Raw genomic sequence first — 17,313 nt, 5'->3', positions numbered from 1 at the left:
TTGGCTGGTCTGCCGCGGCTTGTGGCGGGCACGACCGTCGCGAGCACGTCGGCGGTGATGCTTGCTGGTGTATCGATGCTGCTGTTCGCTCGCACATTAGGACCCGCCGGGTCGGGCACGATCGCTGTCGCTGTGAGCGTGTCTGCGCTCGCCTCGCTGGTGGCCGGGCTGGGGACGGGAGTCGCCCTACGACTGCTCTCCCGCGGACTAGCGGATCGCACTCTGGTCGCCGGCTACCTGGGCTTCAGCTGCCTGGCAGCCGTCGTCGTCGCCGGAGCGGCGGGTGCGGCCACTGCGCTGCTCGGCGTCGTGGGCTGGCGCGAGTCGATCCTTGTCGCCGCTTATGCGGCCGCCCTCTGCTCTGCGCAACAGTTCGGCGACCTCCTTAATAACCTCGGCAGGACGGTGTCCTCGGCCGGGGGGCTAGCTTTAGGTGCCGCGGCGCAGGCAAGCGGAGCAGGTGTGCTTTTCCTTCAAGGTTCGGGCACCGTTGCCGCCGCTCTCGCGGTGATGGTTGTGGGCAGCGGTGCGCAGTGCGGCTACTACGTCTGGCGGCTGGCGGGTCTGGGGGAGTTGACCCGGCCGGCGTGGGACGGCACGCTAATGCGGCGCCTGGTCCGGACTGGTTACCCTGCCTTGGGGTCGTCTCTCGGTGTGCTCGGTGCCCAGCGTTTCGATCGCGTCGTCCTAGCGCCCATCGCAGGACTCGAGGCCGCGGGAATCTATGCCGTAGCTGCCTCCGTCGCAGAATTATGTCGGCTGATTTTGGGATCAACCGGCCCGGTTCTGTTCTTCCGGGTTTCGCGGCACGGTTGGGATGGCGCGGCCAAGCGGCTCTACGCCTTTGCTGCGATCTGTCTGCCCGCGGCCGGGACCGTGCTGGCCCTAGGCGCGCCGGTGCTGATTCCGCTAGCCTTTGGTGACTCGTTCCGTACTGCTGCCGACGTCGTTCTGTTGCTGCTGGTGGCGGAGATATTCATGGGCATCGCCCTGCTTGAGGTCAGAGTGTTGCTCGCCCTGGAGCAGACCCACTTCGTTGGTCAAGTCGGCGTCATTCTTCTTGTCGCCGCGACAGTCGGCTACGGGCTCGGAGCGCATTGGGGCGGAGCCAGCGGCACGGCGATCGCATCTATCCTGACCTATGCCGCGTTTGCCGCGAGCCTGCTGCTGAGGCGTATGAGGGTGACGCGCCGAATCTTGTCACCGGTCCAGCCAGCTCGGGGTGGCCGCGTCGTCTTATCGACCGAACGAGAGGCGGCAGACGCGTGAGGGGCAGTCGCACACCTTTGGTCATCATCGGTGCGGGAGGGTTCGGGCGTGAGGTCCACGACGTCGTGGAGGCAATCAACGACTCCGTTACGGCGGCCGACCGGACGGAGTACGCCTTCCTCGGCTTCCTCGACGACGGGGAACCGGAACCCGACCTGCTTCGCCAGCGGGGCGCCCCGCACCTCGGACCGACCGAGGCCTTGGTCGGCATGCGGTCGGATGTGCAATACGTCATCGGGATCGGCAACGGTGGTACCCGCCGTCGCATTGACGCGTGGGCCAGCGGACGTGGCCGATCTGCCGCCACTCTGATTCACCCTCGAGCGGTCGTCGGTAAGCGCGCGGTGTCGTTCGGTGCCGGCACCGTCGTGTGCGCGAATGCCGTCGTGACAACCAACGTCCGAGTCGGTCGCCACGTCCACCTCAACCTAGGGGTGACAGTGGGACACGATGCTCAGCTCGGGGACTACGTGACGCTCAACCCGAACTCCTCCATCTCCGGCGAAGTCTTGCTCGAGGACGAGGTCACCATGGGCACGGGTGCTTCGGTGATACAAGGCCGCCGCATCGGTGCACGGGCGACGATCGGGGCCGGCGCTGCCGTCGTCCGCGACATCGACCCGGACGTCGTCGCTGTGGGGGTTCCGGCACGTCCTCTGGCATGAGGCCGACGTGCGAAGCGCAAGGTTGTCGACGCCCCATTGAGCCGCGGCCATTCGACCCGATCCGCGTTCGGTCGTGCGCGGAAGTCGAACGACGATCGAATCACACATGTTGTAGGGAGTATTGGTGTCACACCTCGTCATCACCGGCGGTGCCGGATTCATCGGCTCGAACCTTGCGCGGCGAGCACTGGAGAGTCCGTACATCTCCGATGTCACGGTGCTCGACAACCTGTCGACAGGCTCAGCCGCGAATCTCGAGGGTCTCGATGTGCGCTTCGTGGAGGGGTCGTTACTCGAGGGTGAGCGACTGGCCGAAGCGCTCCACGGTGCCGACGCCGTGGTGCACCTGGGCGCTCTGCCGAGCGTTCCCCGTTCGATCGCGGATCCGTTGGCGGCCCACGCCGCCAACGCAACCGGAACCTTGTTGCTGTTGGAGGAGTGTCGTCGTGCAGGCGTGGGATACGTCTGCGCCGCCTCGTCGAGTTCGGTGTATGGGGCGAATCCGTCGCTGCCCAAGCGCGAACGTGACTGGGTTCGCCCGCTGAGCCCGTACGCGGTGAGCAAGTTGGCGACTGAGCAGTACCTCTTGGCCTACCAGTCTTCCTACGGGCTCGGGACTCTGCCGTTTCGCTTCTTCAACGTCTACGGCCCGGGGCAGCCGGCCGGGCACGCGTACGCCGCGGTGATCCCGGCCTTCGTCGATGCGCTGGTCAAGGGGAACCCGCTCCAAGTCGATGGAGATGGTCGGCAGTCGCGTGACTTCACGTATGTGGGAACCCTTTGCGATGTTCTGCTGGACGCGGTGCGCCGGCAGGTGGTTCACCCCGAACCCGTCAACCTCGCTTTCGGCTCTCGAACGACCCTGTTGGAGCTGATCGGCCATCTGGAGGACGTGTCCGGCCTCCCGGCGACCGTCCAGCACGGCCCAGGTCGCACTGGGGATGTGCCTCACTCGCAGGCAGACAACTCCTCCTTGCGAACCCTTTTCCCGGACGTGGCTCCGGTGGACCTTCGCGTCGGCCTGGCTGACACGGTGACTTGGTTCCGCCAGGAGTTGGCCCAGTGAGCCGTGTCACCGCCGTGGTCGGGCTCGGGTACGTCGGACTGCCCTTGGTGGTCGAGATGGCGAAGCGCGGGCACCGGGTGTTCGGTCTGGACCGCGACGAGGCGGTGGTGACACGGCTCAGCGCCGGCTGCTCGCACGTCGATGACATAGACGACGATGTGCTCCAAGGGATCCTCGGCAGCTTCACTCCGACCACAGACGCTGCATGCATCGCAGAAGCCGACACGGTGGTCGTCTGTGTGCCCACCCCACTCTCCGGTGACGGCGCGCCTGACCTGGCCGCGGTCCGGTCGGTCGGTCGGATGCTCGGGGAGCGACTGACTTCAGGCACTCTCGTCGTCCTCGAGTCGACGACGTATCCGGGCACCACCGAGGAATTGTTCCAGCCGCTTCTGGAGGCGAGTGGGCTTCGCGTCGGCGAAGACCTTCATCTGGCTTTCTCCCCGGAGAGGGTCGATCCCGGCAACAAGACCTTCGGAATCAGGAACACGCCCAAGGTCGTCGGAGGAGCAACCCGGGAGTGCACCCGGCGCGCCGTGAACTTCTACGCCAGCTTCATCGACACCGTCGTTCCGGCCAAGGGAACCCGTGAGGCGGAGATGGCCAAGCTCCTCGAGAACACCTACCGGCACATCAACATCGCCCTCGTCAACGAGATGGCGCGGTTCTCGCACGAGCTCGGCATCGACCTGTGGAACGTCATCGAGTGCGCCAAGACGAAGCCGTTCGGCTTCCAGGCCTTCTATCCCGGCCCTGGGGTGGGTGGTCACTGCATCCCCATCGACCCCAACTACCTGTCGCACACGGTGCGGGCTCGTCTCGGCTACCCGTTCCGCTTCGTGGAGTTGGCGGAAGAGGTCAATGCCTCGATGCCCACGTACGTCGCTCGGCGCATCCAGGACCGCCTGAATGACGAAGGAAAGGCCATGCGGGGATCCCGAGTGCTGCTGCTTGGAATCACCTACAAGGCCGACATCGCTGACGAGCGCGAGTCCCCGGCTGTGCCGCTCGCCGCCAAGCTGCGGGCCATGGGCGCCGACGTGCGTTTTCACGATCCGCACGTCGAGCTCTGGAACGCCGCGGAAGTCGGCGAGGTCGCGGAGCCTCTCAAGGGCGAGCCGGACCTGCAGCAGGCGATCGCTGAGGCGGACACGGTCGTCCTGCTGCAGGCGCACCGGGAGTACCTGATGGGTCCCCTTGACGGAATCAGCGTCTTCGACACCAGAGGTGTGCTCGACGGTGAGTTGGTCGAACGGCTGTGACCACCGGCTGGCCCAACGTGGGCCAGGAAGCGGCGGGGCGGATGAGGCGCCGGAGCAAAGACCTCGCGGGGCACTCCTGCTCGGAGTCGTCCTGCGGCTAGCGTCGTGCGGACCTTGTTAGGCGGAGGTGGGGGATCGGTGGGTAGGCACGGAGCTGACGAGGCGGCGCATGCCGACGATCGAACGGACGTCGGAACAGGGGCAGGAAGCGACACCTCGCTGGCGCGGCGCAGGCGCCGACTGCGGCGGGCGCTCACCGCGCTCGGTGTCGGTGTCCTGGTGGTCGTCCTGCTGGTGGGCGGTGGCGCCTGGTACATGACCGATCGCTACGCCGGGAACCTGGACCGGGTCGACGCCTTCGCAGGCCTAGACGAGTCGCAGCGGCCGGCCGAGGCCACCGCAGGGCCCGCAGGGCAGGCGCCGCTGACCTTCCTGGTCGTCGGCTCCGACACCCGGTCCGACGTGCCGGAGGGGGTGACGCCCGACGGGCGGTCCGACGTCATGATGCTGGTGCGCTTTGCCGGCGACCGGCAGAACGCCCAGGTCATCTCCCTGCCGCGTGACACGTGGGTGTCCATCCCCGGAACTGGCATGGCCAAGCTCAACGCCGCCTACGCCTACGGCGGCCCGAGCCTCCTCGTGCAGTCGGTTGAGACGCTCACCGGCGTGCGGATCGACCACTACGCCGCCATCGATTTCCAGGGCTTCGTCGAGATGACGGATGCGGTGGGGGGCGTCGACGTCCAGGTCGCCGAGACCATCACCAACGGGCCGTACACCTACGAGGCGGGCAACAACCACCTCGACGGTGAAGAAGCTCTTCACTACGTCCGGCAGCGCTACGGGCTCGAAGGCGGCGACTTCGACCGGGTGCAGCGACAGCAGGAGTACCTGCGGTCGATGTTCGCCAAGGTGTCCGAGCAGAACCTGGGCAACTTCGGCGCGCTCGACAGCTTCCTCGTCGCGCTCACCGACGCCATGTCGGTCGACGAGACCTTGTCGAACACCGCGCTGATGGACATGGCCTACGACCTGCGCTCGCTCCGAGCAGGCGCGGTCACCTTCCTCACCGCACCGGTGGCCGGAACGGGCCGGGAAGGCGCGCAGAGCGTCGTATACCTGGACGAGGCGCGCGCAACGCAGATGTGGGCGTACCTGCGCACGGACTCCCTCACCGAGCACGTCGCAGAGTTCGCGCAGGACACGCTGCCCGCGGTCCCGAACTAGACCGGCAAGGGAACCGGCGGCAGGTGGTCGAGCCGCAGGGTCGGCTGCCCGGTGCTGCGCATCTGTCGGCTCATCGCCACAAGCAGTGTGCGCAGGGCGGCGGCGATCTCGTCGACGACGCGGGTGTGCATGGCGGCCGAGCCGTCCACCGGATCGTCGATGTCCTCCTGGTCAGCGCGCCGGCCGGCCCGGGCCTCGGCGAGGGCGGCGGCGAGGGCACGGCCCCCCTCCCGGGACGGCACTCCCGTGAGCCGATGCGCAGCCAGGTCTCCGCACAGGTCTGCGGCCTCACGCAGCGTGAAAGTCCGACGAAGCGCTCGTGGGTCCAGGGTCAGCACGGCCTCCCGGTGCTGCGCCGTCATCGTCAGCACGATGTCCGCCCAGTCCAGGTCCGCGGCCGACAACCGTCGAGCGACGTGGCTTTCGGCGGTCAGCCCGCGCCGCTCGAGCGCCGCTGCCGTGAACGGGTGGGCCGCCCGGCCCGGCCGGGCGTGCGTGCCGCCGGAGCGGACATCGAAGGTCAGGCCCATGTGCCCAGCGGGCCAGGCCGCCGTGAGCACGTGGGCTGCCGCGGAGCGACAGATGTTCCCCGTGCACACGAACAGCAGCCTCATGGTCATGTGTTCGGCAGCCGCGGAGCGCATCTTGAGCCGCTGCCCTGTCCTCGGATGTGCCGCCCGCCTCGTCGCGTGTCGATGCAGGCAACAGGCCCTGCAGGCAGACTCGAGGCGTGCTCCGTTCCGCTCCCGGCTCTGCCTTCACCGTGCTGGTCGTGTGCACGGGGAACATCTGCCGGTCGGCGTTGGCGGAGCGGCTCGGTCGCGCGTACCTGGACGAGCGGCTCGGGAGCAGCACCGCAGACCTACAGCTGGTCAGCGCCGGCACCCGGGCGGTCTCCGGTTCGGGCATGCACCCGGACAGCGCATTGGTGCTCGCCGGCTACGGGGCAGCGCCGGGTGAGTTCCGCGCCCGCCAGATCGACGGACGTATCGCGTCGAGCGCCGACCTGGTGCTCACCATGACCCGCGCCCACCGCACGGAGGTGCTGCAGCTCGCGCCAGCCGGGTTGCAACGCAGCTTCACCCTCGTCGAGGCCGCCACCATCCTCGACGAGATCGCCGGCGAGCTCCAGGGGGCGGATTTCCCGGAGCGGGCGCGAGCCCTGGTCCACGCGATGGCGGCTGCACGTGGACGCCGCGTCAGTAGTCGCGATGACGACGTGCAGGACCCGATCCGACGGTCGATCGAGGTCCATGAACAGGTGGGGGAACTCATCGCCGCCACGCTGATCCCGATACTGGATCGGCTCGTAGGGCTGCTTCCGGCGGCTCTCGCTGATCGAACGCCCTCCCTGCCCGTGGTCTGAGGCGCTTACCTAGCGCCTCAGTTCGATGGGGGAAGGCTGAGGTGAAATCTTCGTTCCACGACCAGCCCAGTGCCCATCGCACGCGTGGTGTAGTCGACGCCACTCGTCGACCGATGCCCTAGGCGTCAGTCGTCGCCGTTCACCTCGTCGACCGACGCCCTTGAGCACCTCGTGGGGGCATTGCGACGATGCCGCCTGCACTGCTCGCCCAGGGGCCTGCGGCAAATGGCGCAGCCGAACCTTCTTCGAGCGGAAGGGGTGAGGGTGCCGCGCCTGCTTGGCATATGCCGTACCAGGCGGCATCTGCATGGCGCTGACCAAGTCGTCGGAGTCCGAGCCCGCGCGGAAGATGGCGATCCTCGGCGCCGGCATCGAGCTGGCCGCGATCCGCGGGGTCGAGGGCAGCGACAGCATCCTCGCCGAGCCGTACCACGAGGGCCGGCCCGGCAAGCTCATGCAGGCGGCCAAGGCGTGCACTACCCGGCCTCGGCTGGCCGTGCTGGGCGGGCACCGGCGGTGGGGTGCCGTCCCGTCAGAGGCGCTGCTCGCGGTGGGTTCGCTGCTGACTCGGTCTGGGGTCTTCCAGGCGGGCATCGACAGCACCTAGGACTCGAAGTACGTCGTCGCCCCTTAGCGGGAGCGGCTGGCCGCGCGTGAGCCGGGCGAGCCCGGCGACGCCACCGAGGGGCGTTCGGTCACGAGCTGACGACCGGCGTGCGAGTCTCACAGGGTTGCAGCAGGCGACGGGCTTCAGGGGCTGAGCGTCGGCAGTGCACGGCTCAATATGCGCCGGAACCACGAATCACCGCCTTCGCCGTCTTGACGAGGATCATGATGTCGAGTGCCAGGGACCAGTTCTCGACGTACCGGACGTCCATCCGGACCGAATCGTCCCACGAGAGGTCCGAACGGCCGCTTACCTGCCACAACCCGGTCAGCCCCGGCTTCACGAGGAACCGCCGACGCATGTCGGCGCCGTACCTCTCGACCTCGCTCGCCAGCGGGGGGCGTGGCCCGACAAGGGACATGCTGCCACCGAGAACGTTGATCAGCTGCGGCAGTTCGTCCAGGGAGTAACGACGCAGCAGTTTTCCGACCCTCGTGACGCGGGGGTCGTCCTTCATCTTGAACAGGACGCCGTTGCCCTCGTTCTGAGGTGCAAGGTCGCTCACCATCCGATGGGCTCCCTGGACCATGCTGCGGAACTTCAGCATCATGAACGGAGCGCCGCAGTGGCCCACCCGCTCCTGACGGAAGAGGACCGGGCCCGCACTGGTCGCCTTCACCGCGAGTGCGATCCCCGCAAGCAAGGGGAAGAGGATGATCAAGCCCAACGCGGCGGTGGTGCGGTCGAAGACAGCCTTGCTGAGGCGGCGGACACCGGCCAGCTCCGGCCGCTCGAGATGTACCAGCGGAAGCCCGGCCACTGGCCGGATGTGGATGCGAGGGCCGACGACATCAGTGATGGCCGGTGCTACGAGCAACTCGGCATCGGTCCCCTCGAGCTGCCAGCCCAGGCGTCGGAGCGTCGGCCCGTCCAGCTCCTGGCTTGGGAGCACCGCGACGGTGTCCACCTGGAAGCGGTTGACGACCTCGGCGACCTCGTCCACGCCGCCGAGCACCGGCAGGCCGTTGAACGCATCGGCCGAGGCGCTCTGCTGGCTGGCCGGGAGGCAGAGACCGATCACGCGGTAGCCCTGGTGCTTCGAGCGCTGAAGCTGCTCGTCCAAGGCGGCGACAGCCGCCCGGTGACCGACGAGGAGAGTGGTCTGCTGGAAGCGACCGCGACACCGATGGCGGTAGATCCAGTGCCGGTGTGCGAAGCGCTGGGTGAGGGTCAGCACGCTCGCCAGAGGCAAGGCCACCACGACGAAACCTCGTGCGATGTGGGTGTCGAGCACCCAGGCCACGGTGGCCACGGTGGCCAAGAGGCACACCGCCGCGTGGAACACCCGGCGGTACTCCTCGACGCCGACCCACAGGTAGCGCTCCTCATATGTGCGCGCGAGGACCATCGTCGGCAACCACAGGGCAGGCAGCAGGATCGTCGCCCAGGCGGGAGGCCGGGGGGTGTCCGGCATCAGCACGTGGAACCAGAGCAGGAAGCCCAGGGCGGCGGCGGCCGATGCGCACGCTGCGTCGAGGACAGCCGCCCGGCGGACGTACTGCAACCGCCAGGCGCGTCGGGCCTTGGTTCCTTCGCCGCGGAGGTCGACGGCGAAGTTGGCCCAGCCGCCGAAGATGTCCTCTGACGTCTTGATGTCCATATCTGGCGTCGACACGAACACTCCCCGTGATATGTGCGGACCTCCCCCAGAGGTTGAGAGCCTAAGCGGTCTAGGACTCTCCCGAGAGGTGAGTCCCGATAAGAGGCCGACGGTGTCCCAGATTCTCTCCCTCAGCGAGGACTGCGTCTCAACGAGTGATCGAATCTGCGCCGGGCGCCTTTGCGGCACGCCCGGCGGTAGCACTCGAAGTAATTGCGAAACACGTTCTTTCGTAATCCTTGAGGTTTCGGCGGGACGGGTACTGCGCGCAGCTCTCACCTGCGTCTCGCCGCGAGATGTTCTTGATGTCTCGGGGGGAGCTGGCACGCGATGCGGAACAGAGGAGCGCGCGGGGCTACTCTGCCCCCGGTTGCGCCTGACGGAGGGATCGAAAATGGCAGCGCTCAGCAAGGGTGTGGAGTCATCCAGGGCGACAAGCACCTCGTGGATGGCGACTTTGGGCGCAGTCGTTCTGATTGTGACGCCAGCTCTTGCGAAGGTCTGCTTTTACGCCGACTACCCCGGCTCGGACGACGCCTTCATCCACATCGCTGTCGCACAGCACATCCTGGACGGTGAGGGGTGGGGAATCGACTCCAGTGATCGCGTGAACATGTCGTCCAGTCCGGTCTTCACGGTGCTGCTGCTGCCGCTGTTGGCCATGGGGGACATCGGTCTCATCCAGCTGGTGACGCTCGCATTCGCATCAGCCGCTCTAGCCCTGCTCTACGTGACCGCACGCCGGCTCAGCGGTTCTACAGGCATCGCGCTGGTCGCCCTGGCAGTCGGCGCGTTCAACGTTCACCTGTGGCGCTGGTCCGGCACCGTCATGGAGACGTCCCTCGGCTTCCTCGCAGTGGCGTTGATCGTCTGGCTCACCGTCGGCTCCGACCATCGCCTCGAGTCGGACCGCCGGCTCTTCTTAGCCGGTCTGGCTGTCGGTCTAGGCACCCTCGTGCGCTTCGAGATCGGCATCCTCCTGGTGCTCATCGTCGCCACGCTGTTCTTGGGGGGATCGCGGGTTGTTCCCCGAGTGGCGATAATCGTGGCGGGTTTCGCAGGACCGGTGCTGGCGTGGGTCGCCTTCGCGCAGGCGTATTTCGGTGATCCCGTCCCTACGACCTTCAGCGCCAAGGCCAGTTCCTTCCACCTGGTGAACGTCGAGATCACGCGGCAGATCGTCTCGGTCGTCGCGTCCGGCTATCTCGTCTCGCTGGTGGCCGCGGTCGGGTTGAGCGTCATCGCGATCCGTGGGGGGACGCAGCCCGCGGACCTGGCAGGCCTGCGCCGCGACGGGCTCGTGCTCATCGGCTGGCCGCTGGCGCTGTTCGCCTTCTACTACCTGAAGACCGACTTCCTGCAGAGCGCAGCCCGGTACTACCTGCCCGGGATGTACACCTGGCCGCTCGTCTTCGCTCTGCTGCTCTCCCTCCCCGCGGTGCGCCGCGCCGCGGGGTCCCCGGCGCTCATCGCCGTCGGGGCGCTGAGCCTCGCCGCCGCGCTGGTCTTCAACGCCGTACAGGTCGCACCGGTGCTGCAGCAGTTCAACGACGGCTACCGCTCCACCATGGCCGAGGGGGCGGCCTTCCTCCGCGGGGCGTGCCGGCCCGGTGACCGGGCGCTCATCTCGGTCGACATAGGCGTCATGGCCGACGAGGGCATCGGGAACTGCGAACTCCTCGACGGTGGAGGCCTCGCTACTCCGCGGCTGCAGCAGATGGACCTGGATGAGCTCGTCGAGGCGACAACGCCCACCTTCGTGGTTCAGAGCATCGCTGAGGCGAGCGGAGATCTCCTCACCGATCACCCGGAGTGGAGAACGGTACTCACAGTCGAGTACGCCTCGCACGGCGTCTCCACCGCCGGCGCCCGGAACTTTCTGAACATCTACCGAACCGGCGACTGAAGCCGAACACGCTTTCGTGGCGTCATCGAAGCGAGTCGAGCTGCGTCCGGGAATGGAGAGCGACCGGCTCCACGGCGACGATGGTGGCGCCTCGCGGGATCAGGGGTTCCGCATAACCTGTACATTTCCGTCGTGCCACGGCCCGGTGCGCTCCCGCGCCTGACGTCGTTGCGCATCTTCGCTGCCCTCGTCGTCGTGGCCTTCCACCTGAGCGTGTGGCAGGTCCTGTACATCCCCGGGGTCGCGTCACTCGGTTACGTGGGTGTCGGCTTCTTCTTCATGCTGTCGGGCCTCGTGCTGGCATGGGGTACGTCGAAACTCCCGGCCCGCACCTTCTACCGCCGCCGCTTCGCGCGGGTCTGGCCGAGCCACGCGGTGATGCTCGCCATCGTGGCCGTCCTTCCCGTGGTGGCTGTGGGTAGAGGATGGAGCGAGGCGGTTCCGAACCTGCTGCTCGTGCAGACCTGGTGGCAAGACCCGTCGGTCGTCTTCGCGTTCAACGGGGTGTCGTGGTCCTTGGCGTGCGAGGCATTCTTCTACCTCACCTTCCCGTTCGCCATCGCGCTCCTCGAGCGACTGCGGCAGTGCTGGCAGTGGTCACTCGCCTGCCTGGCGCTGGCCGGGGGTGCGGCTTTCGGGCTCGTCACGCCCCTGCTGGGTTATCACCACCCTGTGGCTCGCTACGGGGAGTTCCTCCTCGGCCTCGTCGCCGGGCTGGCACTCCGCTCGGGCTGGTGTCCACGCGTCGCGGGACCGCTCGTCGGCGCTGCGCTCGCCGGGGGCCTCGTCCTGAGCGCCCTCGTCCCTTTCCCGCTGCCGAACATCGTCATGGCCGGCCCCTTTCTGCTCGTCTTCCTCTGGGCCGTCGATCGAGATGTCCGAAGTGTCGGTGGCTGGCTCCGCGCTCCGTTCATGATCTTCGCAGGGGAGGCGTCCTTCGCGCTGTACCTCGTGCACGAGGTAGTGATCCTGAACCTGGGTCGGGTGCTTCATCTGCCGACGTATCTGAACGCCGCGATCATCGTGGTCGTCGCGGGGGTTGCGGCGGTGGCGCTGCATCTCCTGGTGGAGCGACCGGCGAACAGAGCGCTGCGCGGAGGCACCCCGTCGATCGCTCTCGCCGAGCCAGAACGACTCGCGAAGGAAGGCGAAGGAGATGTTCCATCGGCCCTCGACCCATGAGGCGGCCCTCGGCTGAACACGGGCACGCATGTGCTGGCTGGTCGCCGGTCCGGACTCGCGGGAGTCCGCCTACCTGGCAGAGTGCGTCCGGTCCACCCGCCGTCCGGGCCGGCGATCCGCTTGTCCGAATACCTGCCACTGGGGAGTTCATGCCTCGCCTGCTGTTGTACTCGGATGCGGTCGGCTGGGGAGGCGCAGAGCAGGTTCTGCAGACGCTCGCCGCGGGCGTGTCCAGTGAGTGGGACGTCATCGTCCTCGGCCGTTCGGAAGAGGTGTGCGCACGCATCGCGGCCGCCCGGCCAGGCAGCCGCTCGCTCGCTCTGACGACGGGACCTCGATGGGATCCCGTCTCAGTTCTCCGCCTCCGTCGACTGCTCGTTCGCTTGGCGCCGGATGTCGTGCACGTCAACCTCACGTGGCCTCTGGCGTCCTGGCACGCGCAACTGGCACTGCTCTCGTACCGTCGACCAGTGGTGGTCCTCCACGAGCACCTACCTACTTCCTTCCGGTTCCGTTTCTACCGGGTGCTGAAGCAGGTCCTCACCCGCAGAGCCGACCGGCACGTCGTCGTCAGCGCGGTTGCTGCAGATCGGCTGGCGGAAGAGACAGGGCTCGACCGGCGACGTCTCACGGTGGTACCCAACGGCGTCGAGGTGCCGCCGGACCTACCACCCGCGCAACCCGTGCGCGCCCGCCCGGTCGTCGTCAGCGTCGGCCGGTTCACCCCGCAGAAGGGCTTCGACGTGCTCGTCGGTGCACTCGCGCTCCTCCCGGGCGTCGAGCTGCGTGTAGTCGGGGCACGTTCGGTCGATGAGACCGCATGGCTCGAACGGCTGGCCGCCGAGTCGGGCGTGTCGGATCGCGTGCATGTCCAGCCTTGGACTGATCGCCCGCACGACGCGCTGGTGCAGGGGGACGTCGTGGCCGTCGCCTCGCGATCGGAGGCGGCGCAGCTCGTGCTGCTCGAGGCGCTGGCAGCAGGTCTGCCGGTCGTGTCCACCCGCGTGGGTTCGGCCGAGGAGGTGCTCGGGCGTATCGACGACAGGCTGCTGGTGCCCGTCGAGGACCCGCAGCAGCTGGCCAGCGCCCTGCACCTGGTGCTGTCCGATCCTGTTCTCCGCGCCCGGGTAGCCGCTCGCGGGCGGGAACTCGTGCTGACCGAGTACACGACGGACGCGGTCTGCCGACGGTTCGAGGCCATCTACCTCGAGTGCCTAGCGGAGTAGGTCGGCTCCCGCGAGCCCGCTCCGCTTACAGCAGGGGTGGCACTTCGGGGCGCTCTGATCGGATCCCTGCATGGGCGGGCTCCGGCCCGGCCGTAGAGGTCTCACGCGCGGGCCGGTGGGAGGAGGCGGTCGTCAACCCGATCAGGAGGCCGACCAGGACCGAGTTCTCGCCCTCGAACGGTGTGGGGGAGGTGACCATCTGCGCTGCCAGCGCCAGCATGGCGAAGCCCAGCAGGACCGTGGCCGCCGGCGGTCTGCTGCCGCGTCGGGCCAGCGCCACCAGCCAGAGGTACACCAGCCACAGGGCGACGACGGAGCCGAGGACGCCGAGCTTCGTCAGGATCCAGATGTAGCTGCTGTGGATGTAGGTGAGGCCGTCCCGTCCTTGGAAGATCTCACCGGGCAGGATCGGCCGGTAGGGGGCGCCGAACCCGACACCGAGACTCCAGTTCTCCGAGAAGGCCTGCAACGCCTGGTTCGTCTCGCGGAACCGCCACGTCGTGCTCGTATCCGCACTGATGGTGCCCGGCTGGAGACCTGTCAGCACACGGCCGGCAAAGGCCTCCACCGCCCCGTCGACGAACGCCACCAGCGGCTGCGGGAACCACGCCCTGAGATTGCTCACCGCCGTTCCCACCACTGCAATGACGGCGGCGGTGCTAACCGCCCGGATCAGCACCCGACCCCGGAAGGCAGCCGATGCCAGACCGGCCAGGCTGATGACGATGAGGACGACGAAGTAGCCGCGGGTGAAGCTCAGCGCCACGACCACCATGCTCGCCGTCAGGTAAGCGATCCCCAAAGGCAGCCGGACACGGCACGGGTTCCCGCCGACGGTGGCGGACCAGCCCATGAGCAGGCAGGCGACGAGCAGGCCACCGAGCACCCCGGCCAGCACACCCGCGGGCGCGATGACGCGCGTGGACGAGTACACCTGGCTGGCCTGGCCAACGTAAAGCGCCGCGGACTCGGCGCGGAATGCGAAGAGCTGCACCCCCAAAGCGGCGAGCACGACCCCGACCGCTGTCACGGAGACGACGGCACCGGCCCCGTGCACCAGCAGCCGCAGCTGCCGTGGACCGTAACTGCGGTTCACCAGTACGGCGGCGACGGCGAGGTGCAGCAGGCCACGGACATCCCGCCACCAGAACGATGCGTCGGCGTAGTTGAGGAAGCCGACGGTCGTGAACAGCGCGACAGCGGCGAGCCCGATGACGGTCCACATCGCTACCCGTCGTCGGATGACGGCCCGGAACAGCCAATAGGCGATCGCAGCCAGGCAGACGAGGCTGGTCCAGGTGACTGTGTTCCCGGCTACCGAGACCCCGACGGGTACACCCAAGGGCAGGGGCATAAACGTGACCACGAGGAGGACGACGAGGAGCCCCTCGTCCACTGAGAGGCGCGACCTCTCCAAGCCAGCGTGGAGGAAGGGGACAGCGGCCAGCAGGACGAGCGCCAGCAGTACCTGTGTCCAGCCGAACGCGAGGGACAGGCCGGCCGCCGCAGCCGTGACCACTACCCCGATCGTGACCTGTGCGGTTCCCCGGTGCACGCTCGGTCCCCCCGTCGCAGTCAGCTACGGGATCCTACGGCTGGTCCTCCACCGTAAGCGTGTCCCGGTGGGCATGCCGGGCGATGAAGCTCGGCAGCCGCGGCGTGGATCCATGGTCGGGGATTCGACCGGGTTCGGCTGACCAATTCGAGTGCTGTAGCAGCGCCCGCTCGGTTCATGGAGCAATTGCCCCGGATTATGACCGAGTGGCCGACACAGGGCTGATGCAGGCTCGCCGGAAGAACGCCGGCGGTGTGCATTCTCGTCGATCCGGAGCGTCGAGCTGGCAGTGTGCAGCAGTCAACTGCGACGTGCCCGCTCACCACAAGATGTGCGTGGTGGGATCGCCCGTGCAGGATGAGCCAGAGCCGCAAGGGTTCGCGGGGAGGAAGCCGATGAGCACGTCACTTGCGGCGCTCTGGCCCGAGATCGAATTGAAGTCGTCCCGGCCGATGCTGCTCGTCGCGTCGACCGGCGGGCACCTAGCGGAACTGCATGCCTGGGAACAGCGACTCGGACTCTCAGGGCGGAACACGTGGGTGACCTTCGACACTCCGCAGAGTCGCTCCCTCCTCGCCGGCGAGGAGGTCGTGTTCCTGCCGTACATGGGTCCGCGGGATCTCAAGGGCGCCGTGCGGGCGCAGCCCCGGTTCCACGCAGCGCTCGCGGAGCGGCCGGGCGTGGCCGGCGTGATAAGCACGGGGGCCGGCATCGCCCTGCCGGCGTTCCTGGTGGCCCGTCAACGGCGAGTGCCGGCCTTGTACATCGAGAGCATCGCGCGGGTGAGTCGGCCCTCGATGACCGGGCGGCTGGTGCAGGCGTTCCGGCTCGCCGCTCTCCGAGCCCAGTCTCCGGGAATGGCCGTTGGCCGCTGGAAGTACCGGGGTGGACTGCTGGACCAGTTCCAGGTCCAGTCGCGAGCTCGGTCACCGAGACCGCGGCTGCTGGTAACGCTCGGCACCATCAGGCCCTACCGGTTCGACACCCTGGTGGACTCGGTCCTGAGGACGGGACTTGCCGACGAACGGACGGTCTGGCAGCTGGGATCCACGACCAGGCAGGACCTCCCCGGTCGTGTCGTGACTGAACTTGCGCCGGACGACCTGATGCACCACGCCCGGGACGCGGACGTCGTGGTGACGCACGCCGGGGCAGGCACCATTCTCGATTTGCTCCGAGCGGGGATATGTCCTGTCGTCGTCCCTCGTCGCCGGGTCCGAGTCGAACACGTCGACGACCACCAGGCGGAACTCGCAGGTCTCCTTCGTGAGCGAGGACTGGCGCACGTGCGGGAAGCGGATGAGGTGGACGCCGCCACGGTGCTGGAGGCATCGGGCACGATGGTCGCCGCGACAGACGGGAGCGATGAGTGGTCTTCGTGAGCTGGGTGGAGCACGGCAGGAGCCATGGTCTGGCTGCAGCTCTCGGATTGCGCACCGTCGACATCCTGGCCCGGGACCGGCAACGTTCGGCGCTGCGCCGGCATGTGGATCAGGCAGTCCGCACGGTGTCCTTACTGCGGCGTGAGCGGCCCTCCGCCGTGGCCGTCATGCTGCCCCCGCTGCCTGCCCTACTGGCGGCTCTGGTGGGACGACGACGAGGGGCAGCGCTGATCGCGGACCTGCACACAGGGGTGTTCAACGACCCCAAATGGTCATGGGCCTGTCGGCTCACGCTGCGGCTGACCCGTCCTCATGCCGTCATCGTGACCAACCGGCATCTGGCAGAGGTCAGCCGCAGCCTTGGAGTCCGTGCTTACCAACTGCACGACGTCCTGACTCCCGAGCCAGGCCCAGGATCGCCAGGCGAACGCAACATCTTGTGCCCCCTCAGCTTCGCGTCCGACGAGCCGGTCGACGAGATCCTGGGTGCGGCGCGCGCCATGCCCGACACGCAGTGGTGGATCACCGGTCGGGCTCCTGTCGGTCTGGAGATCCCGCCAAACGTCCGGTTGACCGGATACGTATCCGATTCCCGGTTCTGGGACCTCATGGGTAGGGCAAACGTCGTACTCGCTCTCACGACCAGACCGCACACCATGCAACGTGCGGGATACGAGGCCCTCATGCGGCTCAGGCCGCTCGTCACGTCGGACCACCTGGTGCTCCGGGAGTTTCACGGTGACAGTGCTCTCTACACCGCGCCCACGGCGCCCGATATCGCCGCGGCAGTCACCCGGGCGCTGCAGGACGAGACCGACATGGTCCAGCGGTCGGAGCGCGTGCTCTCGCGACGCACGGGGGAGCAGGAGAAGTCTCTGGAGGGCATCAGAGAACACCTGGGACTTACCCACTCGGGGACATGAGCGATCGAACATCCCGC

Annotated in this window: 15 protein-coding genes; 12 read left to right on the top strand and 3 right to left on the bottom strand. The window is 67.8% G+C overall.

Annotated elements, in window-relative coordinates; all coding sequences use genetic code 11:
* From ACI79H_RS03390 to ACI79H_RS03370, 5 genes are all read left to right on the top strand, one after another.
* On the top strand, positions 1-1,269 hold the full coding sequence (locus ACI79H_RS03390) for a lipopolysaccharide biosynthesis protein (protein WP_456552955.1): 1,269 nt from the start codon (positions 1-3) through the stop codon (positions 1,267-1,269).
* Positions 1,266-1,934: an acetyltransferase gene (locus ACI79H_RS03385; protein WP_456552954.1), complete on the top strand. Its 669-nt coding sequence runs from the start codon at positions 1,266-1,268 to the stop codon at positions 1,932-1,934. The genes ACI79H_RS03390 and ACI79H_RS03385 overlap by 4 nt, the downstream gene beginning before the upstream one ends.
* 124 nt (positions 1,935-2,058) lie before the next feature.
* A complete protein-coding gene (locus ACI79H_RS03380) occupies positions 2,059-3,000 on the top strand; it encodes an NAD-dependent epimerase/dehydratase family protein (protein WP_456552953.1) in 942 nt (313 codons plus the stop codon).
* Complete coding sequence (locus ACI79H_RS03375) at positions 2,997-4,262, top strand: nucleotide sugar dehydrogenase (RefSeq protein WP_456552952.1); 1,266 nt, start codon at positions 2,997-2,999, stop codon at positions 4,260-4,262. The genes ACI79H_RS03380 and ACI79H_RS03375 overlap by 4 nt, the downstream gene beginning before the upstream one ends.
* 279 nt (positions 4,263-4,541) lie before the next feature.
* Positions 4,542-5,489 (top strand): LCP family protein, encoded by a 948-nt coding sequence (locus ACI79H_RS03370; protein ID WP_456552951.1) that lies wholly within the window; start codon positions 4,542-4,544, stop codon positions 5,487-5,489.
* On the opposite strand, the gene ACI79H_RS03365 is transcribed toward ACI79H_RS03370, so the two are convergent.
* The gene (locus ACI79H_RS03365) at positions 5,486-6,103 is read right to left on the bottom strand and encodes an arsenate reductase/protein-tyrosine-phosphatase family protein (RefSeq protein ID WP_456552950.1); all 618 of its coding nucleotides are present in this window, start codon (positions 6,101-6,103) and stop codon (positions 5,486-5,488) included. The two genes, ACI79H_RS03370 and ACI79H_RS03365, sit on opposite strands and share 4 nt — an antisense overlap.
* 116 nt (positions 6,104-6,219) lie before the next feature.
* Here ACI79H_RS03365 and ACI79H_RS03360 point away from each other — a divergent pair, with 116 nt between their 5' ends.
* Together ACI79H_RS03360 and ACI79H_RS03355 are read left to right on the top strand one after the other, a co-directional pair.
* On the top strand, positions 6,220-6,855 hold the full coding sequence (locus ACI79H_RS03360) for an arsenate reductase/protein-tyrosine-phosphatase family protein (protein WP_456552949.1): 636 nt from the start codon (positions 6,220-6,222) through the stop codon (positions 6,853-6,855).
* Positions 6,856-7,162: 307 nt separating this feature from the next.
* Complete coding sequence (locus ACI79H_RS03355) at positions 7,163-7,462, top strand: hypothetical protein (protein ID WP_456552948.1); 300 nt, start codon at positions 7,163-7,165, stop codon at positions 7,460-7,462.
* 172 nt (positions 7,463-7,634) lie between these two features.
* Here ACI79H_RS03355 and ACI79H_RS03350 read toward each other — a convergent pair whose 3' ends face one another.
* Positions 7,635-9,137, bottom strand: coding sequence for a sugar transferase (locus ACI79H_RS03350; protein WP_456552947.1), 1,503 nt, complete (start codon positions 9,135-9,137; stop codon positions 7,635-7,637).
* Between the two features lie 379 nt (positions 9,138-9,516).
* Between ACI79H_RS03350 and ACI79H_RS03345 the strand changes: the two genes are divergently transcribed.
* The 3 genes from ACI79H_RS03345 to ACI79H_RS03335 all read left to right on the top strand — a co-directional run bounded on the left by ACI79H_RS03345 (position 9,517) and on the right by ACI79H_RS03335 (position 13,436).
* Entirely contained in the window at positions 9,517-11,028 is a 1,512-nt protein-coding gene (locus ACI79H_RS03345; protein WP_456552946.1) for a hypothetical protein, read from the top strand.
* A gap of 132 nt (positions 11,029-11,160) precedes the next feature.
* Positions 11,161-12,210 carry an acyltransferase family protein gene (locus tag ACI79H_RS03340; RefSeq protein WP_456552945.1) on the top strand — a complete coding sequence of 350 codons (1,050 nt, stop codon included), beginning with the start codon at positions 11,161-11,163 and terminating at the stop codon, positions 12,208-12,210.
* A gap of 149 nt (positions 12,211-12,359) precedes the next feature.
* A complete protein-coding gene (locus ACI79H_RS03335) occupies positions 12,360-13,436 on the top strand; it encodes a glycosyltransferase (protein ID WP_456552944.1) in 1,077 nt (358 codons plus the stop codon).
* A 25-nt stretch (positions 13,437-13,461) separates the two neighbouring features.
* Here ACI79H_RS03335 and ACI79H_RS03330 read toward each other — a convergent pair whose 3' ends face one another.
* Positions 13,462-14,955 carry an O-antigen ligase family protein gene (locus ACI79H_RS03330; RefSeq protein WP_456552943.1) on the bottom strand — a complete coding sequence of 498 codons (1,494 nt, stop codon included), beginning with the start codon at positions 14,953-14,955 and terminating at the stop codon, positions 13,462-13,464.
* A gap of 374 nt (positions 14,956-15,329) precedes the next feature.
* Here ACI79H_RS03330 and ACI79H_RS03325 point away from each other — a divergent pair, with 374 nt between their 5' ends.
* Together ACI79H_RS03325 and ACI79H_RS03320 are read left to right on the top strand one after the other, a co-directional pair.
* Entirely contained in the window at positions 15,330-16,373 is a 1,044-nt protein-coding gene (locus tag ACI79H_RS03325) for a glycosyltransferase (RefSeq protein WP_456552942.1), read from the top strand.
* Positions 16,361-17,296, top strand: a complete 936-nt coding sequence (locus ACI79H_RS03320; protein ID WP_456552941.1) for a hypothetical protein — start codon at positions 16,361-16,363, stop codon at positions 17,294-17,296. The genes ACI79H_RS03325 and ACI79H_RS03320 overlap by 13 nt, the downstream gene beginning before the upstream one ends.
* Positions 17,297-17,313: the final 17 nt, after the last annotated feature.

The sequence above is a fragment of the Blastococcus sp. SYSU D01042 genome (genome assembly GCF_054050515.1).
Note: the sequence above shows the minus strand (reverse complement) of the source record. Positions and strands in the feature narration are given on the sequence as shown.